The following is a 21361-nucleotide window of genomic DNA, read 5'->3' as shown; positions in this document are numbered from 1 at the left end:
AGCGTCTGTCGTGCGATCAAGATGACTGGCAGTGGCTTGAGCGGCAATAATCAAGGCCTATCGATTGTTCACGGATATCAGGAAAGAGACGATGCGTTACTGGTTGATGAAATCAGAACCGGACGATTGCTCGATTGACGATCTAGCCGCAATGCCGGGCGCCACGGTGGCCTGGTATGGCGTCCGCAACTATCAGGCCCGCAATTTCATGATGAACCAGATGAGCGTGGGGGATCCGGTGCTGTTCTATCATTCGAGCTGTCCGCAGCCAGGTATCGCGGGCATCGCCAGGGTTTCGAGTCTTGCGTATCCGGATGCGACCCAGTTCGATCCCGGCAGTCGCTTCTATGACGCGTCGTCATCGCCGGACAAACCGAGATGGTTCAACGTCGATGTGCGTTTCGTCATGAAGACCCGACTTGTGGGTTTGCCCGAGTTGCGCAGCCGGCCCGAACTAGCCAACATGCGTGTCCTGGCAAAAGGCAACCGTCTATCGATCACTCCGGTCGATCCGGACGAGTGGCGCTTCATTACCGAGACACTGCTTGAGCTGAGACGTGATGACTTTTGATGTGTGGTGGCTGGCCTACCCGGTGCTCGGGGGCTTCGTGGGATTTTTTGCAGGTCTGCTCGGTGTCGGTGGTGGCGGGATCATGGTTCCGATGCTTACCACCCTGTTCGTCGCACAGGGCTTCCCCCCTGAAAAACTCGTGCATATGGCGCTTGGTACGTCCATGGCGGCGATCGTGATGACCTCGGTCTCGAGCCTGCGCTCGCATCATCGGCACGGTGCGGTACTCTGGAACGTGGTGCGATTCATCACGCCGGGCATCCTTGTCGGAACCTTTGGGGCAACCTTTATCGCGTCCCACGTGCCATCGCGCCCGCTTGCTATTTTCTTCGTCTGCTTCATGGCCTACGTTTCGGTGCAGATGCTCCTCAATGTCAAGCCGAAGCCGAGTCGGGATCTGCCTGGGCGGATAGGGATGACCGGGGTCGGACTGGGGATCGGCGGGATCTCTGCACTGGTTGCGATCGGCGGAGGGTCGCTTTCGGTGCCGTTCATGACGTGGTGCAACGTGAAGATGCAGAATGCGATCGGTACGTCGGCCGCAATTGGTCTGCCGATCGCGCTGTCGGGCACTCTCGGTTACGTAGTGAACGGCTGGGGCGCGGAGGGCATGCCGCAGTATACGGTCGGGTTCATCTACTTGCCCGCGTTGTTACTGGTGACCGTGGTCAGCATGTTTACCGCGCCACTCGGAGCGCGACTGGCGCACAAGCTGCCGGTTGCCGCGCTCAAGAAGGTATTCGCCGGGCTCTTGGTCCTTTTAAGTCTCAAGATGCTTCACAGTGTCCTTGGGGCTTGAGTGCCCCTTCAGGCTGCCTTGTTTTCAGCGTCCATGGAACTGGGGATGCCGTTTCTCGAGAAACGCGGCAAGGCCTTCTCGGTAGTCGTCCGTTGCGAGGAAGTCGAACGCGCTGCGTTTTTCATCGTCGGTCAAAGGTCCCCGTCCGGTGAGGCGACGCACCCATTGCTTGTGCCAGCGCGCAACCAGGGGCGCACCGGCTGAGATCCTTAGGGCGGTTTCGCGTGCTTCATGTTCAAGGCGCTCGTCGTCGACGACGCGGGTGAGCAAGCCCTTGGAGAGCGCATCGGCTGAGTCGAGGATACGCCCCTCCAGCAGGATTTCGAGCAGGACTGCAGGGCCGACGAGTTCGAGCAACCCGGCCATTTCACCCGGATACATTGAGAAGCCAAGGCGGTTGATTGGCGCACCAAAGCGCGCGGACGTGCCCGCGATACGAATGTCGCAGCAACCGGCGATTTCCAGGCCTCCGCCGATACAGGCACCGCGAATCGCGGCAACGGTCGGCACGGGACAGTTTCGTATCGAGTCCAGCGCAGCCGCGACGAGTTCGTCGTGATAGTGAAGGGCCTGATCGACAGTTGCGCGGACGGTGAGAAACTCCTCGATATCGCCGCCGGCGGCGAAGGCCTTGTCACCGGCGCCGCTGATCACGACGCAGCGCAGCTCCGAGTCCGCATTGACCCGATCCATGACCTGCTTGAGCGCCTGCCACATGGCCGAATCCACGGCATTGAGCTTGTCGGGATTGTCCAGGGTGATAAGTGCGATATCGTGTTCGCGCGCGATGTTGATATGTCCAGCCATCGACTTCTCCGATTGGTGGCGCGAGCGGCGCCCTTGCTGTCGAGATGGGAGCCGACGTTCACGATAGATGTCGGCGGCTCGCATCATAATGAATCCTTGTCGGTGCGGTAAGTTGAATCCATGCTGAAGCGATGTGCGCGTAGGCGTTTGGATATGGTTGCGGGTTCCGGGGATGCCTGCGATTGCGTCCTCGTTCCCGGTGAGCCCTTGCAGTTCGATTAGCCTGAGTCCTCGGGCCCGCACGACACGAATCCTGGGCGTCCGCAGGAAATTGTTGTGTGAGTGGATGTTCTTCGCCACCCCGTCGTGAGCTGGCGCGGAATGCCCACGGGGAGGAGGGCCGCGGTCGCTTGCGTGCTGCGTTTGCCGGCGTCACATCCGGCGACCCTGGACGCCGTCGACGTCGGCTCGTTTCGATAAGTCAGGCGGCAACGGTGCGCGCTGCGGCGATACGGGCGAGCGCCATGCGCCCGCTCGTTATGTGTTCGCGCATGCGTTGTTCTGCCAGTGCGGGATCCCGCATGGTGAAGGCGGCGAGGATCAGGCGGTGCTCCGCGAGAGATTGCTCGAGGCGACCCTCGCTGAACAGGGAGTGATGGCGGGAAAGTCTGATTACCTTGCGGAGGTCGGCGATCACATGGGCGAGCCAGTGATTGTCGGCAATCTCCTGCACTTTTCCGTGAAAGAGCTGATTGGCTTCAAAAAAACCTTCGATGTCACCATGCGCGCCGGCCTCTTCGAGCCTGTCGTGAATCGTCTGAAGCGCACGGATATCCGGATTGCCGGCCTTTTTGGCCGTTTCCGAAGCGCATTTCCCTTCAAGAAGTGCCATGACCGCGAAGATCTCGTCGAGGTCGCGTTCGGAAATTTCCGTAACGTAACAGCCGCGTCGTGGTTTGAGGGTGACAAGCCCCTCGGATGCAAGCACCTTGAGCGCTTCGCGCAGGGGAGTCCTCGATATGCCGTATTGTTCGGCCACGGCCTGCTCGTCAATCCAGGCCCCCTGTGGCAGGTCATGCGCGAAGATGCGCTCGCGCAATCGTTCCGCGACTTCCTGGTAGAGAGCAAGGGGAGCAATTCGGTTTGCGGTCATCTGCCGTTTTCCTGTCTCTAGCTAGCTATTGCATTCATAATTATGGATAAAGTATTATCTGGCGCGGAATACAAGTCAAGGTTGGGCCTCAGGCCTGCTTTACGACTGCCTCGCCGTGCTGCGCGGCGTGATGTGGTTGATGGCTCGAACGCCATCGTCAGAGCGCCGTGCTCGGCGCGTCTAATTCAAGAGGGTTCTTCATGTCGCATGCAAATGCTCCCAGCTTCCCGACACCGGATATGAGCGCCTGGGAAAAGGCGGCCGCCAAGTCTGCACCGGGCGGGAATATCGAGGCGCTCAACTGGATTACGCCCGAGGGCATTTCTGTAAAGCCGCTTTACACCGCAGCTGACACGAAGGGGCTGGAGTACGCAGATACCCTTCCCGGCCTCGAGCCGTACCTTCGGGGCCCGCAGGCAACCATGTATGCGGTACGTCCGTGGACGATCCGGCAATACGCGGGTTTCTCGACAGCCGAAGCCTCGAATGCCTTTTATCGCAAGGCGCTGGCGGCCGGCGCACAGGGTGTGTCGGTGGCTTTCGACCTGGCCACCCATCGCGGCTACGACTCCGACAACGCCCGAGTTCTCGGCGACGTGGGCAAGGCCGGCGTGGCGATCGATTCGGTCGAGGACATGAAGATCCTTTTCGACGGCATCCCGCTCGACAAGGTCTCGGTGTCGATGACCATGAACGGTGCAGTACTGCCGATCCTGGCGGGCTACATCGTCGCCGCGGAAGAGCAGGGCGTGTCGCAGGAGAAACTCTCCGGGACCATTCAGAACGATATCCTCAAGGAGTTCATGGTCCGTAACACCTATATCTACCCGCCGACCCCGTCGATGAAGATCATCGCCGACATCTTCGGCTATACGGCGCAGCACATGCCGAAGTTCAATTCGATCTCGATTTCGGGCTACCACATCCAGGAAGCCGGCGCGAACCAGGCCATCGAGCTGGCGTTCACGCTGGCGGATGGACTCGAATATGTCCGCACCGGTATCAACTCCGGCATGGATGTCGACACCTTCGCCGGGCGCCTGTCGTTCTTCTGGGCTGTCGGCATGAACTTCTACCTCGAGATTGCCAAGATGCGCGCGGCGCGTCTGTTGTGGTGGCGGATCATGAAGCAGTTCAATCCGAAGAACCCCAAGTCGATGATGCTGCGCACCCACAGCCAGACTTCGGGCTGGTCGCTCACCGAGCAGGATCCGTACAACAACGTGGTGCGCACGACCATCGAGGCCATGGCCGCCGTGTTCGGCGGAACCCAGTCGCTGCACACCAATGCGCTCGACGAAGCAATCGCGCTGCCGACCGAATTCTCGGCCCGCATCGCCCGTAACACCCAGATCATCATCCAGGAAGAGACGCATATCTGTAACGTCGTCGATCCCTGGGCGGGCTCCTACATGATGGAATCGCTCACCCAGGAGATGGCCGACAAGGCCTGGGCGCTGATCGAAGAGATCGAGGGCATGGGCGGCATGACCAAGGCGGTCGAGTCCGGCTGGGCCAAGATGAAGGTTGAGGAATGCGCTGCCGACAAGCAGGCGCGCATCGACTCGGGCAAGGACGTGATCGTCGGGGTGAACAAGTACAAGCTCGCAAAGGAAGACCCGATCGAGATCCTCGATATCGACAACCACGCGGTACGCGAGTCCCAGATCGCACGGCTCAAGCAGATTCGCGAGACTCGTGACGGTGCCGCGGTCCAGGCTGCACTCGATGCGCTGACCAAGTGTGCCGAGACCGGTGAAGGCAACCTGCTGGACCTGGCCGTCAAGGCCTGCCGCCTGCGCGCCACGGTCGGCGAGATCTCCGATGCACTCGAAAAAGTGTGGGGGCGCTATCGGGCCAATCCGCAGTCTGTCTCTGGAGTGTATGGTGCCGTGGTGGAAGAGATGGACGACTGGAAAGCCCTGAAGGCCGATATCGAAGCGTTCGTTGCCGAAGAAGGTCGCCGCCCGCGAATCATGGTCGCCAAGCTTGGGCAGGATGGGCACGATCGCGGTGCCAAGGTGGTCGCTTCGGCTTTTGCCGATCTCGGCTTCGATATCGATGTGGGCCCGTTGTTCCAGACGCCCGAGGAAGCTGCCCGCCACGCCGTCGAGAACGATGTGCACGCTGTCGGCTGTTCGAGCCTGGCTGCCGGCCATAAGACTCTGGTGCCTGCAATCATCAACAGCCTCAAGGCGCAAGGAGCCGATGATATCGTCGTCTTTGTCGGTGGCGTCATACCGGCTCAGGATTACGATGCGCTCTATGCCGCCGGCGCCAAAGGGATCTTCGGTCCCGGCACGCCGATCCAGACGTCGGCGCGCGAAGTGCTCAAGCAGATTCGCGCGGCGCGCGGCAAGTAATCAACCCATTCGTCAGCGGCGGCCTCCGGGGTCGCCGGCTCTTGTACGGTGATGAACGCATTGCACTTCCCTCTTTCCCCCGAAGATCAGGCCCTTGTCGACGGCGTGCTTGCCGGGCAGCTGCGCGCGCTTGCGAAGAGCATTACCCTGGTAGAGTCCCGCCGTGCCGAGCACAAGCAGCGGGCGGGCGCACTGTTGGAAGCCTTGCTGCCGCATTCGGGGCGGGCCATGCGGGTCGGAATCTCTGGGGTGCCCGGCGTAGGGAAGTCGACCTTCATCGAGGCCTTGGGCCTGTATCTGATCGACCAGGGATTGAAGGTTGCGGTGCTTGCGGTCGATCCAAGCTCTTCGTTAACGGGTGGATCCATCCTTGGCGACAAGACGCGCATGGAGCGCCTGTCGCAGTCGACCTCGGCCTTCATCCGGCCGAGCCCCTCTTCCGGAAGCCTCGGTGGGGTGGCCGAAAAAACGCGCGAAGCGATGCTGATCTGTGAGGCCTATGGCTTTGATGTCGTCATCGTCGAAACGGTGGGGGTTGGACAGTCCGAGACCGCCGTTGCGGGCATGACGGATATATTTTGCCTGCTGCAGTTGCCCAATGCGGGTGACGATCTTCAGGCGATCAAGAAGGGCATCATGGAGATTGCCGACCTGATCGTGGTGAACAAGGCGGATATTGATCCGCGCGCGGCGCAGATGGCCAAGGCGCAGATGAAGAGCGCCCTGCACATGCTGCGCCCTGCCAGTCCCAACTGGACGGTGCCGGTGCTGACCCTCTCGGCACTCAGGAATGACGGGGTCGCCGAATTCTGGGCCGAGATCGAGCGCTATCGCGCAACGATGCTGGCAAGCGGCGAGTTCGAGAGCAAGCGGCGTCACCAGGCGCTGGCGTGGATGTGGGAAATGATAGACAGCGGGTTGCGCGCACGATTTCGCGACCACCCCGAAGTGAAGAAGAGTTTGCCGACGCTTTGCATGGCAGTGGAGGAAGGGCAGAGTACGCCTTCCGCCGCAGCCAGGCGTTTGCTCGGCTACCTGGGCTGACAAAAGAAACCGGGGCCGGGAAGGCTTCCGAAATCGACATGAAGAGGACGATCATGCATGAAATCATTCGCCAGCTGGAGGAAAAGCGCCAGAAGGCTCATCTTGGTGGTGGGCAGAAGCGTATCGATTCACAGCACGCAAAGGGCAAGCTGACTGCGCGTGAGCGCATCGAACTGTTCCTCGACGATGGCAGCTTCGAAGAGTGGGACATGTTCAAGGAGCATCGTTGTACCGATTTCGGCATGGATGCCGAACATGTTCCGGGCGACGGTGTCGTGACCGGTTACGGTACCGTCAATGGGCGTCTCGTATTCGTCTTCTCGCAGGATTTCACGGTCTTTGGCGGCTCATTGTCGGAAACCCAGGCTGAGAAGATCTGCAAGGTCATGGACCATGCGATGAAGGTCGGTGCCCCGGTGATCGGTCTGAATGACTCCGGCGGCGCCCGGATTCAGGAGGGCGTGGCATCGCTGGGCGGGTATGCCGACGTGTTTCAGCGCAACGTGATGGCCTCCGGCGTGATCCCGCAGATCTCCCTGATCATGGGCCCTTGCGCGGGCGGTGCGGTGTACAGCCCGGCGATGACCGACTTCATCTTCATGGTCAAGGACTCCTCCTACATGTTCGTCACCGGCCCGGAAGTCGTGAAAACGGTGACCCATGAGGAAGTCACTGCCGAGCAGCTGGGTGGGGCGGTGACGCACAACACCAAATCGGGCGTCGCCGACCTCGCGTTCGAAAACGATGTCGAAGCCTTGATGATGACCCGGCGGCTGGTCGGTTTCCTGCCCGGCAGCAATCGCAGCGAGGTGCCGGTGGTGCCGTGCGACGACCCGGCCGACCGTGTCGATTACTCGCTCGATACGCTTGTCCCGAGTAGTGCCAACCAGTCGTACGACATGAAGGAGCTGATCTTCAAGATGGTCGACGATGGAGACTTCTTCGAACTTCAGCCTGACTACGCCAAGAACATCATCATCGGATTGGCGCGCATGGAAGGTTCCACGGTCGGAATCGTCGCCAACCAGCCCTTGGTGCTTGCGGGTTGTCTCGACATCAAGAGCTCGATCAAGGCCGCTCGGTTCGTGCGCTTCTGCGATGCGTTCAACATTCCGGTTGTCACGCTGGTCGATGTGCCCGGATTCATGCCGGGAACCAGCCAGGAATACGGCGGCATCATCAAACACGGTGCCAAGCTGCTCTATGCCTACGCCGAGTGCACCGTGCCGAAGGTCACCCTGATCACCCGCAAGGCCTATGGCGGTGCGTATGACGTGATGAGCTCCAAGCACCTGCGCGGCGATGTGAACTTTGCGTGGCCATCGGCCGAGATTGCCGTCATGGGGCCGAAGGGTGCGGTGGAGATCATCTTCCGCGAGGAAAAGGGGGACCCAGCAAAACTGGCCGAACGCGAAGCCGAGTACAAGGCCAAGTTCGCAAACCCGTTCGTGGCGGGTGCGCGCGGCTTCATCGACGATGTGGTCATGCCGCATGAAACGCGCAAGCGCATCTGCCGCTCGCTGGCGATGCTCAAGGACAAGCAGGTCGATAACCCGTGGCGCAAGCACGGCAACATCCCCCTCTGAGGGCTGGAGTGCTGCATACCTGCATGCTGGAATGGAACGAATGTGGATTTGACCGAGTAAGTACCGGGGCCATGGGCCAGAGAGCCCGCCTCGCTCTTCGCTCCTCACTGGGAACATGAGATGTTCAAGAAAATTCTGATTGCCAACCGCGGTGACCAGCCGCAACGCGGCGCAGCGACGAAGTCAAATGGCATTGCACGCGAAGCGTGTGCATGCGATTTCCCCGCGGAGACCCGATATGTTTAAGAAAATCCTGATTGCCAACCGCGGTGAAATCGCATGCCGCGTCATCAAGACTGCCCGCAAGATGGGCATCGCCACCGTGGCGGTCTACTCCGAGGCCGACAAGGATGCCCTGCACGTGGATCTCGCCGATGAAGGTGTATGCATCGGCCCGGCGCCTTCCAAGGATTCGTACCTGGTGATCGACAAGATCATTGCCGCCTGCAAGCAGACTGGTGCGGAAGCGGTGCACCCGGGCTATGGTTTCCTGTCGGAGAACGCGGAGTTCTCGCGCCGTCTTGAAGAGGAAGGCATCAAGTTCATCGGGCCGAAGCACTATTCGGTTGCAAAGATGGGCGACAAGATCGAATCCAAGAAGCTTGCGCTGGAAGCAAAGGTCAATACGATCCCTGGCTACAACGAAGCGATCTCGGGCCCGGAACAAGCTGTAGAGATTGCCAAGGGTATCGGCTATCCGGTGATGATCAAGGCTTCAGCAGGCGGTGGTGGCAAGGGCTTGCGCGTCGCCTTCAACGACAAGGAAGCGTACGACGGCTTTGCCTCCTGCGTGAATGAGGCGAAGAACGCCTTTGGCGATGACCGGGTCTTCATCGAAAAATACGTGCTTGAGCCGCGGCACATCGAGATCCAGGTGCTCGGCGACTCGCACGGCAACTATGTATATCTGAACGAGCGGGATTGCTCGATCCAGCGCCGTCACCAGAAGGTCATCGAAGAGGCACCCTCGCCGTTCGTCGATCCGGAGATGCGCAAGGCGATGGGCGAGCAGGCCGTGGCGCTCGCACGTGCGGTGCAATACGAGTCTGCCGGAACCGTTGAATTCGTCGTAGGCGCCGACAAGAGCTTCTATTTCCTAGAAATGAATACCCGGCTGCAGGTGGAGCATCCGGTTACCGAACTGATCACCGGCCTCGATCTGGTCGAACTCATGATCCGCGTGGCGGCCGGCGAAAAGCTGCCGATGACCCAGAACGATGTTCGTCTCGACGGTTGGTCGATGGAGTGCCGGATCAACGCGGAAGATCCGTTTCGCGGATTCCTGCCTTCGACCGGTCGTTTGGTCAAGTTCCAGCCACCGGAAGAGGGCAACGGGGTACGGGTTGATACCGGTGTGTTCGAAGGGGGCGAGATCTCGATGTTCTACGATTCGATGATCGCTAAGCTGATCGTTCATGGGAAGGACCGCGACGATGCGATTCGCCTGATGCGCGATGCGCTCAACGCCTTCCTGATCCGTGGTATCGGTTCGAACATTCCGTTCCAGGCTGCGCTGCTTCAGCACCCGCGCTTTTGTTCAGGCAACTTCAATACGGGCTTTATTGCCGAAGAGTATCCGCAAGGTTTCGACGCATCGATGGTGCCTCACGATGATCCGGAACTTCTTGCGGCGGTCGCTACGTTCGCGCGTCTGCGCTATATCGAGCGGGCGGTACAGACCACTGGCCAGCTTCAGGGGCATGGACGACGAGTGACCACGGACTGGGTCGCCTTGATGGGAGGAAAGAATTACCAGCTCCACGTAGAGCCGATCGAAGGCGGGAAGGCGATCACCTGTGGTGGAAAGCGCTACGAAATCGTGTCGAACTGGACTTTCCGGGACATGATTTTCGAGGCCTGCGTGAATGGGCTGCCGATCTGTCTGCAGATCGAGCGTCGTGGTCTGCGCTACCGAATTTCCCATTTCGGCCTGCAAGTGGAGCCGATGGTGATGACGCCCCGCGCTGCGCGCCTGCTTGCCTTGATGCCGGAAAAACTGCCGCCAGACATGTCGCGATTCCTGTTGTCCCCGATGCCCGGCCTGCTCCGTGAGATCGCGGTGCATGTAGGGCAGGAAGTCAAGGCCGGCGAGAAACTCGCGGTGATCGAGGCAATGAAGATGGAGAACGTGCTCAAGGCCGAGCAGGACGGAAAGGTCAAGAACATTCTGGCTGCGGCGGGCGCAAGTCTGGCCGTGGACGAGATGATCATCGAGTTCGAATAGAACCCGCGGGTCGGGCGCGTTACCGGAGTTTTCCAAGGGGCGCCCGTACCCGGCTGTTTTTTCGTTCGATGGGAGGGAGGCCGACTGCCCACGGTGGTCGGTGCCTGTCGAGGGAGTCGGGCCCGCGAAAGCGGGCCCTTTTTTTCGTGCCGGCGAACTTCTTCCGGCACGACACGGTCTTTCTACATAATTGATTTGCGCAAATATGTTTGGCGCAATATACTTCGCCATCACCGATGGCCTGCGTCGCCCTCAGGCGCGGCCATGACAGCAGCCATAAAGCGCGTTCTGCGCACAGTCTGACCTGCGCTGCTGCTTCCTAATAAAGAAAGCGCACAAACCATCTCCGGCAAGCGAATCGTGGCCGGCGAATCACGGCAAGCGCGGGGCACGTTAGCCCGATGTCAGCAAAGGAGAAGCAAGATGAGCCATCAATCTCAGGGTTTGAACAGGAAATGGACAGCCTTGCAACCGGTCGACGAAGACAGGAGATCAATGCCGTTCAAGGTCTACACGCAGCGAGATCTGGACAAAATCGAGCCGCTCGCGCGTCTGCCCGAGGCGATGCGCTTTGAAATGCGTGTGGTTTCGACCGTTCTGCCCTTCCGGGTGAATAAGTACGTGATTGACGAATTGATCGACTGGAACAATGTCCCTGCCGATCCGATCTTCCAGCTGACCTTCCCGCAACGGGGCATGTTGCTGACACGTCATTACGACCGAATCGCCGCACTGCTTTCGCAGGGTGCCGACAAGGCGGTGATCGAGGCCGCTGCAAACGAGGTCCGGAACGAACTGAATCCGCATCCGGCGGATCAGATGGAAATGAACATGCCGCGTGACGAAGCGGGCAATCGGCTTGACGGCATCCAGCACAAGTATCGGGAGACGGTACTGTTCTTTCCCAGTCAGGGGCAGACCTGCCACAGTTACTGCACGTTCTGTTTCCGTTGGGCTCAGTTCATTGGCGACAAGGATCTGAAGATCGCGAGTTCTGAGGCCGAAACCTTGCACCGATACCTGCGCAGCCATACCGAAGTGACGGATCTGCTATTTACTGGCGGCGATCCGATGGTGATGAAGAGCCGCCATCTTGCAGCGTATCTGGAACCATTGCTGCATCCTGATTTCGATCACGTGCAGACCATCCGGATCGGGACCAAAGCACTGAGCTTCTGGCCTTACCGGTTCCATAGCGCGGATGACTCCGACGACCTCATTCATCTGCTGGAACGCATGGTGATGGCCGGCAAGCACGTCGCAATCATGGCTCACTACAACCATTGGAAGGAACTCGATACGCCCGCTGCGCGGGCTGCCATTCGCCGGGTGCGCAGCACTGGCGCGGTCATTCGAGCGCAGGGCCCGCTGATCCGGCACATCAATGATGACGCGGATGTCTGGGCGAAGATGTGGAAGATGCAGGTGAAGCTCGGCATCATTCCGTACTACATGTTTGTCGAGCGGGACACCGGTGCACGGAACTATTTCGAGGTCCCGTTGGTAAAGGCGTGGGAAATCTATCGGGATGCCATGCAGCAGGTATCGGGACTTGCCCGTACCGCACGTGGCCCGTCAATGTCGGCCAGCCCGGGGAAGGTCGAGATTCAGGGTGTGACAGAGATCGGCGGGCAGAAGGTACTGGCTCTGCGTTTCATTCAGGGGCGCAACCCCGATTGGGTGCAGCGGCCGTTCTTCGCCCGTTACGATGACAAGGCAACGTGGCTGAACCATCTCGAGCCTGCTTTCGGAGAAAAATCGTTCTTCTACGAGGATGAGTACGGGCAGATTCGCGACGAGAAGCTCGCTGTCGTACCGGGATCGAAGTAATCGTTGTTTCCGGTTGAATCGCAAAAGCGAACGCCCGCATCGCGGGCGTTCGCTTTTGCGCTCCTTTTGAAACGTCAAATCATGCGTCATCCCGTCCGTTACGCCAAAGGATCTGCTTAGCCTGCACGCGGGCGTGTGCCAGAATGGACGAAAACGCCGAGGAGGGCAGGATGCGGTTCGATAACGGTCGTGAAAGCCAGAATGTCGAGGATCGTCGAGGATCGGGTGGCGGACGTGGGGTGCGTGTCGGCGGCAAGGGGATCGGGCTCGGTACCATCGTGCTGGCGTTGGTCGCCATGTATTTCGGTGTGGACCCGAGCATTGTTCTCAATCAGGCATCGGTGGGTTCAGAACCCTCTGCACATGTCTCGCCGGCCGAGCGGCCCGCGGCTGAAAACGAGCAGGCGCGATTCATTTCGATGGTCCTGGCCGATACCGAACAAACATGGGGTGAAATTTTCAGGGCCGGGGGCGAGCGTTATGTTGAGCCGAAGCTGGTGTTGTTTACCGGCGCAACACGGACGGCCTGTGGTGTGGGTCAGGCAGCCATGGGCCCCTTCTATTGTCCGGGCGATCAGAAGGTCTATATCGATCTTTCCTTCTACGACGAACTCCGCACTCGCTTTCACGCTCCCGGCGATTTTGCTCAGGCATACGTGATTGCCCACGAGATCGGCCATCATGTACAGAACCTTCTCGGTATTTCCGACAAGGTTCAGGCTGCGCGTCAGCGCGCAAGTGAAGCCGAGGGCAATCAGCTTTCGGTACGGCTCGAGTTACAGGCAGATTGTCTTGCGGGCGTGTGGGCAAACCACGCCGATCGCGCGCGCAATGTACTTGAGTCCGGTGATCTGGAAGAGGCGCTGAACGCTGCTTCTGCAATTGGTGACGATCAATTGCAGAAGCAGGCGCAGGGCTATGCCGTGCCGGACAGTTTCACTCATGGCACATCTGCCCAACGTGTCCGCTGGTTCAGGCAGGGGATGGAGAGCGGCAGTCTGAAGAGCTGCGACACCTTTTCTGCCCGGCAACTCTGAACGCCCCGGATCAAGGCGCCCGCGATGGCCGGGGGTACTGCTCAACCGCGATTTGCCGTCTTTAACCGGTCATGCGGGCAAACGCATCGATGACCTCCTGGGGCGCCTGTACCATCTCGATGAGGACACCTTCTCCCCCAATCGGGAACTCGTCGTTGCCCTTGGGGTGCATGAATGTGATGTCGTAGCCCGCCGCGCCCTTGCGGATACCTCCCGGGGCAAAGCGTACGCCGTTAGCCGAAAGCCATTCGACGGCCTTGGGCAGGTCATCGACCCAGAGGCCCACGTGATTCAGCGGCGTTGTGTGTACTGCCGGCTTCTTGTCTGCGTCGAGCGGTTGCATGAGATCGACCTCGACCTTGAACGGGCCGCTGCCGATCGCGCAGATGTCTTCATCGACGTTCTCCCGCTCGGAGACGAAGTTACCGGTCACATCGAGCCCCAGCATGTCTACCCAGAGCGTCTTGAGGCGATCCTTGCTCGGGCCACCGATGGCAATCTGCTGGATTCCTAGGATCTTGAAAGGGCGCTGTGACATGGTCGGCTCCGTATGCCTTGGATTAAGAATTCATAATTATAGGTGACTTGCGTCACGAGGTGGATACCTCACTCCCACGTCACCGAGGCTGTCAACATATAGCCCGCTCCGTAGATGGTCTTGATGATCCGCGGGCTCTGCGGATCCTCCTCGAGCTTTCGCCTGAGGCGAGAGATACGGACATCGATGCTGCGGTCGAAAGGGTCGACATCGCGATCGCCCAGCAGCTGCTCGCGATTCAGGATCTTGTTCGGGCTCTTCAGCAGACTTTGCAGCAGCGCGGCTTCGGCGGCTGAAAGATGGACCTCCCGTCCGTCCGGTGCGTTCAGCAACAGGCGTTGGACGTCCAGTTGCCAACCTGCAAACCGGGCCATCCGCGGGCCGTCGTTACGCAGGCCGTCGGTCGGCGCTTTCAGATAGCGACGCAGGATCGAGCGGACCCGGGCAACCAGTTCTCTTGGTTCGAAGGGCTTGACCAGGTAATCGTCGGCGCCGAGTTCGAGGCCCAGTACCCGATCGGTCACACCGTTCCGGCCTGTGAGGATCAGCACGGCACACGGAAGCTTCTCCTGCAGCTCGCGCACGACCTGCATGCCGTCCATGTCCGGAAGGCCGAGATCAATGATGCACAGGTCCGGATTCGTCAGGCGGCTGCGGGCAAGGAACTGTCGGCCGCTGCCGCTGAGCTCGCAGCGGAATCCGTACTCGGAAAGCGTGCTGCAGATCAGGCGACCGATCTCCGGTTCGTCCTCCAGCACCTGGATGAGCGCCGAGCCCTGATCCTGGGGTTTCATCATGTGTCGTTCTCCAACTTCGATTCGAGGTGCTCCAAGGCTGCACTCAGTGTCTGCCTGTCGAACGGCTTCCTCAGCACGGGGATGTCCAGCCGGGTCTTGTCGCCGGTGACCGTCGCGCTCGCGTAGCCGGTCATGAGCAGAACAGGCAGATCGGGTCGCAGCTGTGCCGCGATCTCGGCGAGTTCACTGCCGCCGATACCGCCAGGCATGACCATGTCGGAGATGAGCAGGGTGATATCCCCGACCTGTTCGAGCATCTGTCGCGCTTCGATGCCGCTTGCTACTTCGAGGACCGGATAGCCGAGTTCGGCCAGCTGGAGGCGGACCACACGTCGGACTTCTGGCTCGTCTTCGGCCAGCAAGACCAGTTTCCCCTTGCCCGAGCGTTCATCGCTGGCGGGGTGTCCCGACGTGGCCGCCGGTTTTGGGGCTTCACAACGAGGCAGCACGAAGCGCACGTTGGTTCCTTTCCCCTGCGTGCTGAGGATGCGGATGTTACCGCCCGACTGGCGGATGAATCCATAGACCATCGAAAGCCCCAGGCCGCTGCCCGCGCCGAAGGGCTTGGTCGTGAAGAAAGGCTCGAACACGCGCGGCAGCAAAGCGGGATCGATGCCGCTGCCCGTATCGGTCACATCGAACTGGACATAGGTTCCAGGAGGCACCTCGACAAGCCGCGCAATCGCCGGGCTGATCCTTCGCTCGGAGACTCGTATGCTCAGCGCGCCGCCTCCCGGCATCGCATCGCGTGCGTTGATCGCAAGATTGACCAGCGCGTTCTCGAGCTGATGGGGGTCCACCATCGCGTAAAGCGCCGTCTCGGGAAGCTCGGTCGTGACGCTGACCGACTCGGCGATCGAACGGGAAAGCAGTTGCACCATGTTGCCCACGACGGCGCCGACGTCCACCGCGCTCGGCTCAAGCGTCTGTCGTCGCGAGAAGGTGAGCAGACGGCGGATCAGTTCGGCACCCCGGCGGGCGGCGTGCAAGGCCGGATCAAGATACTCGTTAGCGCTGCCCGCTTGTTTTTCCTTGAGGGCGGCGAGGTTGCCGATGATGATGGTGAGCAGATTGTTGAAATCATGTGCGAGCCCGCCGGTCAATTGGCCGACGGCCTCCATCTTCTGGGCCTGAATCAGTGCCGCCTGGCTCGCCTTCTGTTCGGTGATGTCGACTGACAGCACGAAATAACCCTGGAAGCCGCCTTCCAGCGATACGTCGGGCACGACAACGCTGCGGGCGTGCACCGTGCGCCCCTCGGCGTTGCATCGTGCGTATTCGTAGCTTACCCGCTCGCCTTTCAATGCCTCGTGCAGGTGCGGGCGCACCACCGAATAGGCTTCCGGGCCGAATACTTCGGCAACGCTGCGACCGACGATTTCTTCCTTCGTGAGACCGAACCAGCTCGCGTATCCGCGATTGGCATAGCGATAGCGCTCGCCGGCGTCGACGTGGGCCACCAACGCGGGAATGGAATCGAGGATCAAGCGCAGGCGCTCTTCGCTCTTGCGCAGTGCGCCCGCGATCTGATCGATCTCGGCGTTGGCCTCGGCCAGGCTCGCGTTGCTTTGTTCGAGTTCGGCGGTACGCGCCCGCACGCGTGCTTCGAGGGCCGCGTTCTGTTCCTCGATCACCCGCTCGTAGTGGCGTTGTTCGGTGACATCGGTCCACAGCGAGACGAAGCCGAGATTGGGAATCGGCACGCCGCGGATCGAGAGGACCTTGCCGTTGGGGCGAGTACGTTCGGCATGGTGGGGCTCGAAAGCCCTGACCGAGGCCATCCGCTCGGCAACGAGTTTCTCCATGTCGCCGGTACCGTATTCGCCCCGTTCGGCGTTGAAGCGCACGAAGTCCTCGAAAGGCGCGCCGACCCGTACCAGCGATTCGGGAAAGTCGAGCAGTCGTAGCATCGCCTTGTTCCAGGCCACCAGCTTCGGTGCGGCATCGAAAACGGCAACTGCCTCGTTGAGCAGGTCCAGCCCGGCGACGAGCAGGTCGTAACGGCGCAACTCCTCCGAGGCGACGCCGTTCTGCGGGGCCATGGTCGGGCTGTTCTCGCGATTGGTCTTGCGCAGCATCCCTTCGCTTCGTCTCCTGATGCGCTCCGTCATCGTGCGGTGCGTCCAGTCGGCATTCTAGCCGGAGGATCGCGACCCGCGGTCGCCTGGCGTATTGGTGATCGTGGCGCCGGCCGGGCGCAGGCGCCGACGGAATTGTTCTGGCGAAAGGCCGGTCCAGCCCACGAAGGCGCGATAAAAGGCCGAGGTGTCGGCGTAGCCGAGGTCGCTTGCCAGGGTAGCGATCGGCTGATTCGTCTTGGTCAGGCGCGAGAGCGCAATATCGCGACGGATGGCGTCCTTGATCGCGCGAAATCCCGACCCTTCGTCCTCAAGGCGCCGATGAAGCGTTCGCGGCGACATGTGCAGGCGTTCGGCGATCTCTTCAAGCGAAAGGCTTTGCGGAAGCGCATCTCGCAGCAGATCGCGGACCCGGAACACGGCTTCGCGGTCGCGGCGATAGAGCATGCTGATCTTGCCAGGAGCCCCGTCCAGGAAGGCCGTCAGTGCGGTCTCGTCGCGGCGCAGCGGCAGATCGAGCAGATTTGCCCGGAACTGGGCGAATAGCACCTCACCACCGAACGCGGAATGCTCGGTATACACCAGCGCGTAATCGTCGGCGTGGGCGGGGCGCTCATAGGGGAAGCGCACCGCGTCGAGTGCAAGCCCGCGCCCGACCAGCCAGCAGGAAAGACCGTGAAGCAGGCGAAGCAGCCATTCAAAGGCAAAAACCCGCGCAGGGTCGTCGCGGCCGAGGCCGAGGGGGCGAGTCTCGAGGATGCGCAACTCCGCGCGTTGTTCGAATCTTGCGATCGTTACCGCAAGGTCGGGCAGGACCATTGCAAGGAAACGAACGGCGCGTTGCAAGGCCTCAGCGAGGTCCGCCGCTCCAAGCATTGCGCGGCAGAGAAACTCGAAGGCTCCCGGGCGCATCGGTTCGGAGAACAGGCCGAAGCCTTCGTCCTCAAGCGCCTTGATCACGAAGTTGTAGAGCAGCGCATAGCGATCCACCGGGACGCGCGTGGCAGAGTCTGCAAGCTCTATGCCGGCCGCCGTGAGCAGCGGCGTCGGATCACGGCCATGTCTCGCCATCCCCGAAAGCATGCCGGTCACGAATCCGGCCGCTACTGTCGCGGAATTCCGCCCGGTTTTGAGAGGCTTGCCGCGCTGGGCCGGATATCCGGAAGCGATATCGGGTTCAACTGTGTGCGGCACAAATGACCTCGCCCGTGTTTTTGGAAACTTGGCGGATTTTGCACGATTGACGTCTCGAAGGGCAATGGCGAATCATGGCGTGGCCTTCTACCATTGAGAAAAATCACCGTACATATCGGGGGAGACCGAAATGACCAACCTCAGCGACGCCAAGAAACTGGTGGCCTACAAACCGAAGCACAAGGTCAGATTCGTGACCGCGGCAGCCCTCTTCGACGGCCACGATGCCTCGATCAACATCATGCGCCGGATCATCCAGTCGACCGGCTGTGAGGTAATCCACCTTGGTCACAACCGCTCGGTCGGCGAAATCGTCAAGGCGGCGTTACAGGAGGACGTCCAGGGCATTGCCATCACCTCGTACCAGGGGGGGCATGTCGAGTTCTTCAAGTACATGATCGATCTGCTCAAGGCCAACGGCGGTGAGAACATCAAGGTATTCGGCGGCGGCGGCGGGGTGATCGTGCCGTCCGAGATCAAGGAACTCCACGATTACGGCGTCACGCGCCTGTATTCGCCCGAAGACGGCGCCACGCTCGGCCTGCAGGGCATGATCAACGATCTGGTTTCGCACTCTGACTTTGACCTCGGTAATGCCGCTCCGGCCAAGGCCGATGAGGTGCTCAAGCAGCTCGCCTCGGGGGACCGCCGCGCGCTGGCGCGCGTCATCACCGCACTCGAGAATGGCAACTACGGCGACGATGTCCGCGCCGCGATCAAGGAAGCCGCGGCAAAGGTCAAGACCCCGACGCTCGGCATCACCGGCACCGGCGGTGCCGGCAAGAGTTCGCTCACCGACGAAATCGTGCGCCGTTTCCGCCTCGACCAGGAAGACAGGCTCAGACTCGGCATCGTCTCCATCGATCCGTCGCGCAAGCGCACCGGCGGCGCGCTGCTGGGCGACCGCATCCGCATGAACGCGATCGAGCACGAGAACATCTTCATGCGCTCGCTGGCCACCCGCGACACCGGCTCGGAAGTCTCCGCCGCGCTGCCCGAGGTGATTGCCGCCTGCAAGCTCTCGGGTTTCGACCTGGTGATCGTCGAGACTTCGGGGATTGGCCAGGGCAACGCCGCGATCGTGCCCTATGTCGACAAGTCGCTCTACGTGATGACGCCGGAGTTCGGCGCGGCCAGCCAGCTCGAGAAGATCGACATGCTCGACTTCGCGGATTTCGTGGCGATCAACAAGTTCGATCGCAAGGGCGCCGACGATGCGCTGCGCGACGTGCGCAAGCAGTACCAGCGCAACCGCGAACTGTTCGGCACGCCGACCGAGGAAATGCCGGTGTTCGGCACCATGGCGGCGCGCTTCAACGACGATGGCGTGACCGCGCTCTACCAGGCGGTGTTCCCGGCGCTGCAGGCGCTCGGCCTCAAGGCCAGGCCGGGCAAGCTGCCGAAGGTGGCGGTCAAGGCCTCGTCGGCCGGTCGTGCGATCGTGCCGCCGGAGCGGATTCGCTACCTCGCCGAGATCGCCGACTCGGTTCGCGACTATCACAAGCACACCGCCCAGCAGGCGCGGGTTGCCCGCGAGCGCCAGTCGCTGCGTGTCGCCAAGTCCTTGTTCGAGGAATGCGGCAAGCCCGGCGATCACTTCGACGAGCTGATCAACTGGAAGGACGGCGAGCTCACCCCCGCGGCGAAAAAGCTGCTCGAGCAGTGGCCGACCACCAAGGCCCTGTATGCGGCCGACGAATACGTGGTCAAGATCCGCGACAAGGAGATCCGTACCAAGCTCACCAGTGAGTCGCTGTCCGGCAGCAAGATCCGCAAGGTGGCGCTGCCCGACTTCGAGGATGACGGAGAGAGCCTCAGGTTCCTGATGAAGGAGAACGTGCCCGGCTCCTTCCCCTTCACCGCCGGCGTGTTCGCCTTCAAGCGCGAGGGCGAGGATCCGACCCGCATGTTCGCCGGCGAGGGCGATGCCTTCCGTACCAACCGCCGCTTCAAGCGCGTCTCCGAGGGCATGCCCGCACACCGCCTGTCGACCGCCTTCGACTCGGTCACGCTGTATGGCTGTGACCCCGACCTGCGCCCCGACATCTACGGCAAGATCGGCAACTCGGGCGTCTCGATCGCGACGCTCGACGACATGAAGGTGCTCTACGACGGCTTCGACCTGTGCGCGCCGACCACCTCGGTGTCGATGACCATCAACGGCCCGGCGCCGATCATCCTGGCCTTTTTCTTCAACACCGCGATCGACCAGCAGGTGACCAAGTTCAAGGCCGACAACGGCCGCGAGCCGACCGAGGACGAATACCAGAAGATCAAGGAATGGACGCTGGCGAGCGTGCGCGGCACGGTGCAGGCCGACATCCTCAAGGAGGACCAGGGACAGAACACCTGCATCTTCTCGACCGAGTTCGCGCTCAAGATGATGGGCGATATCCAGGAATACTTCGTGCACCACAAGGTGCAGAACTTCTACTCGGTGTCGATCTCTGGCTATCACATCGCCGAGGCCGGCGCCAACCCGATCAGCCAGCTCGCCTTCACGCTCTCGAACGGTTTCACCTATGTCGAGAGCTATCTGGCGCGTGGCATGCACATCGATGACTTCGCGCCCAACCTATCCTTCTTCTTTAGCAACGGCATGGACCCGGAATACTCGGTGATCGGCCGCGTCGCCCGCCGCATCTGGGCGGTGGCGATGAAGAACAGGTACGGCGCCAACGAGCGCAGCCAGAAGCTCAAGTATCACGTACAGACCTCGGGCCGTTCGCTGCACGCGCAGGAGATGGATTTCAACGATATCCGCACCACCCTGCAGGCGCTGATCGCGATCTACGACAACTGCAACTCGCTGCACACCAACGCCTACGACGAGGCCATCACCACCCCGACCGAGGAGTCGGTGCGCCGCGCCATGGCGATCCAGCTGGTGATCAACCGCGAGTGGGGCCTGGCCAAGAACGAGAACCCCAACCAGGGCGCTTTCATCATCGACGAGCTCACCGACCTGGTCGAGGAGGCGGTGCTCAAGGAGTTCGAGGCGATTGCCAGCCGCGGCGGCGTGCTCGGCGCAATGGAAACCGGCTACCAGCGCGGCAAGATCCAGGAAGAGTCGATGTACTACGAGCACAAGAAGCACGACGGCTCCTACCCGATCATCGGCGTGAACACCTTCCTCAATCCCAAGGGCAGCGGCGTGCAGCAGGAGATCGAGCTGGCCCGCTCCACCGAGGAGGAGAAACAGTCGCAGCTCCAGCGCCTCGCGGACTTCCAGGGCCGCAACGCGGGCGAGTCGGCCAAGTGGCTGGCGAAGCTGCGCCAGGCCGTGATCGAGAACGGTAACGTCTTCGACGTGCTGGTCGACGCGGTGCGGTACTGTTCGCTGGGGCAGATCACCAACACGCTCTACGAAGTCGGCGGCCAGTACCGTCGCAGCATGTAA

At 61.0% G+C, this 21361-nt stretch carries 15 protein-coding genes; 9 read left to right on the top strand and 6 right to left on the bottom strand.

All coding sequences use genetic code 11. The features are described from left to right. The first annotated feature begins 91 nt into the window (after window positions 1-91). Both GQB03_RS02665 and GQB03_RS02660 read left to right on the top strand, forming a co-directional pair. Window positions 92-571 carry an EVE domain-containing protein gene (locus tag GQB03_RS02665; protein WP_159683805.1) on the top strand — a complete coding sequence of 160 codons (480 nt, stop codon included), beginning with the start codon at window positions 92-94 and terminating at the stop codon, window positions 569-571. After that, on the top strand, window positions 561-1370 hold the full coding sequence (locus GQB03_RS02660) for a sulfite exporter TauE/SafE family protein (RefSeq protein WP_159683802.1): 810 nt from the start codon (window positions 561-563) through the stop codon (window positions 1368-1370). The genes GQB03_RS02665 and GQB03_RS02660 overlap by 11 nt, the downstream gene beginning before the upstream one ends. A gap of 24 nt (window positions 1371-1394) precedes the next feature. Here GQB03_RS02660 and GQB03_RS02655 read toward each other — a convergent pair whose 3' ends face one another. Both GQB03_RS02655 and GQB03_RS02650 read right to left on the bottom strand, forming a co-directional pair. After that, window positions 1395-2177: an enoyl-CoA hydratase/isomerase family protein gene (locus tag GQB03_RS02655; protein WP_159683799.1), complete on the bottom strand. Its 783-nt coding sequence runs from the start codon at window positions 2175-2177 to the stop codon at window positions 1395-1397. A 421-nt stretch (window positions 2178-2598) separates the two neighbouring features. Beyond that, window positions 2599-3270: a GntR family transcriptional regulator gene (locus GQB03_RS02650; RefSeq protein WP_159683797.1), complete on the bottom strand. Its 672-nt coding sequence runs from the start codon at window positions 3268-3270 to the stop codon at window positions 2599-2601. 200 nt (window positions 3271-3470) lie between these two features. Here GQB03_RS02650 and scpA point away from each other — a divergent pair, with 200 nt between their 5' ends. From scpA to ypfJ, 6 genes are all read left to right on the top strand, one after another. Continuing rightward, window positions 3471-5633 (top strand): methylmalonyl-CoA mutase, encoded by a 2163-nt coding sequence (scpA, locus tag GQB03_RS02645; protein ID WP_159683794.1) that lies wholly within the window; start codon window positions 3471-3473, stop codon window positions 5631-5633. A 51-nt stretch (window positions 5634-5684) separates the two neighbouring features. Beyond that, window positions 5685-6677, top strand: coding sequence for a methylmalonyl Co-A mutase-associated GTPase MeaB (gene meaB, locus GQB03_RS02640; protein WP_159683791.1), 993 nt, complete (start codon window positions 5685-5687; stop codon window positions 6675-6677). Between the two features lie 53 nt (window positions 6678-6730). Then, window positions 6731-8263, top strand: a complete 1533-nt coding sequence (locus tag GQB03_RS02635) for an acyl-CoA carboxylase subunit beta (RefSeq protein WP_159683789.1) — start codon at window positions 6731-6733, stop codon at window positions 8261-8263. A 238-nt stretch (window positions 8264-8501) separates the two neighbouring features. Further along, on the top strand, window positions 8502-10487 hold the full coding sequence (gene accC / locus GQB03_RS02630; RefSeq protein WP_159683786.1) for an acetyl-CoA carboxylase biotin carboxylase subunit: 1986 nt from the start codon (window positions 8502-8504) through the stop codon (window positions 10485-10487). A 423-nt stretch (window positions 10488-10910) separates the two neighbouring features. After that, on the top strand, window positions 10911-12317 hold the full coding sequence (locus tag GQB03_RS02625) for a KamA family radical SAM protein (protein ID WP_159683783.1): 1407 nt from the start codon (window positions 10911-10913) through the stop codon (window positions 12315-12317). A 170-nt stretch (window positions 12318-12487) separates the two neighbouring features. Further along, a complete protein-coding gene (ypfJ, locus tag GQB03_RS02620; protein WP_159684129.1) occupies window positions 12488-13354 on the top strand; it encodes a KPN_02809 family neutral zinc metallopeptidase in 867 nt (288 codons plus the stop codon). A gap of 61 nt (window positions 13355-13415) precedes the next feature. Here ypfJ and GQB03_RS02615 read toward each other — a convergent pair whose 3' ends face one another. From GQB03_RS02615 to GQB03_RS02600, 4 genes are all read right to left on the bottom strand, one after another. Further along, window positions 13416-13892, bottom strand: coding sequence for a VOC family protein (locus tag GQB03_RS02615; protein WP_159683781.1), 477 nt, complete (start codon window positions 13890-13892; stop codon window positions 13416-13418). Window positions 13893-13960: 68 nt separating this feature from the next. Then, entirely contained in the window at window positions 13961-14686 is a 726-nt protein-coding gene (locus GQB03_RS02610; protein ID WP_159684126.1) for a response regulator transcription factor, read from the bottom strand. Further along, window positions 14686-16767: a PAS-domain containing protein gene (locus GQB03_RS02605; RefSeq protein ID WP_407644527.1), complete on the bottom strand. Its 2082-nt coding sequence runs from the start codon at window positions 16765-16767 to the stop codon at window positions 14686-14688. The genes GQB03_RS02610 and GQB03_RS02605 overlap by 1 nt, the downstream gene beginning before the upstream one ends. A 57-nt stretch (window positions 16768-16824) precedes the next feature. Further along, complete coding sequence (locus tag GQB03_RS02600; protein ID WP_159684119.1) at window positions 16825-17850, bottom strand: AraC family transcriptional regulator; 1026 nt, start codon at window positions 17848-17850, stop codon at window positions 16825-16827. Window positions 17851-18091: 241 nt separating this feature from the next. Between GQB03_RS02600 and icmF the strand changes: the two genes are divergently transcribed. Next, complete coding sequence (gene icmF, locus GQB03_RS02595) at window positions 18092-21361, top strand: fused isobutyryl-CoA mutase/GTPase IcmF (RefSeq protein WP_159683778.1); 3270 nt, start codon at window positions 18092-18094, stop codon at window positions 21359-21361.

The sequence above is a fragment of the Cognatazoarcus halotolerans genome, from assembly GCF_009800965.1.
Lineage (GTDB): Bacteria > Pseudomonadota > Gammaproteobacteria > Burkholderiales > Rhodocyclaceae > Cognatazoarcus > Cognatazoarcus halotolerans.
Note: the sequence above shows the minus strand (reverse complement) of the source record. Positions and strands in the feature narration are given on the sequence as shown.

Coding starts and splice junctions, on each gene's coding strand:
- GQB03_RS02665 (WP_159683805.1), top strand. CDS start 92: ATGCGTTACTGGTTGATGAAATCAGAACCGGACGATTGCTCGATTGAC.
- GQB03_RS02660 (WP_159683802.1), top strand. CDS start 561: ATGACTTTTGATGTGTGGTGGCTGGCCTACCCGGTGCTCGGGGGCTTC.
- GQB03_RS02655 (WP_159683799.1), bottom strand. CDS start 2,177: ATGGCTGGACATATCAACATCGCGCGCGAACACGATATCGCACTTATC.
- GQB03_RS02650 (WP_159683797.1), bottom strand. CDS start 3,270: ATGACCGCAAACCGAATTGCTCCCCTTGCTCTCTACCAGGAAGTCGCG.
- scpA (WP_159683794.1), top strand. CDS start 3,471: ATGTCGCATGCAAATGCTCCCAGCTTCCCGACACCGGATATGAGCGCC.
- meaB (WP_159683791.1), top strand. CDS start 5,685: ATGAACGCATTGCACTTCCCTCTTTCCCCCGAAGATCAGGCCCTTGTC.
- GQB03_RS02635 (WP_159683789.1), top strand. CDS start 6,731: ATGCATGAAATCATTCGCCAGCTGGAGGAAAAGCGCCAGAAGGCTCAT.
- accC (WP_159683786.1), top strand. CDS start 8,502: ATGTTTAAGAAAATCCTGATTGCCAACCGCGGTGAAATCGCATGCCGC.
- GQB03_RS02625 (WP_159683783.1), top strand. CDS start 10,911: ATGAGCCATCAATCTCAGGGTTTGAACAGGAAATGGACAGCCTTGCAA.
- ypfJ (WP_159684129.1), top strand. CDS start 12,488: ATGCGGTTCGATAACGGTCGTGAAAGCCAGAATGTCGAGGATCGTCGA.
- GQB03_RS02615 (WP_159683781.1), bottom strand. CDS start 13,892: ATGTCACAGCGCCCTTTCAAGATCCTAGGAATCCAGCAGATTGCCATC.
- GQB03_RS02610 (WP_159684126.1), bottom strand. CDS start 14,686: ATGAAACCCCAGGATCAGGGCTCGGCGCTCATCCAGGTGCTGGAGGAC.
- GQB03_RS02605 (WP_407644527.1), bottom strand. CDS start 16,767: ATGCTGCGCAAGACCAATCGCGAGAACAGCCCGACCATGGCCCCGCAG.
- GQB03_RS02600 (WP_159684119.1), bottom strand. CDS start 17,850: ATGCTTTCGGGGATGGCGAGACATGGCCGTGATCCGACGCCGCTGCTC.
- icmF (WP_159683778.1), top strand. CDS start 18,092: ATGACCAACCTCAGCGACGCCAAGAAACTGGTGGCCTACAAACCGAAG.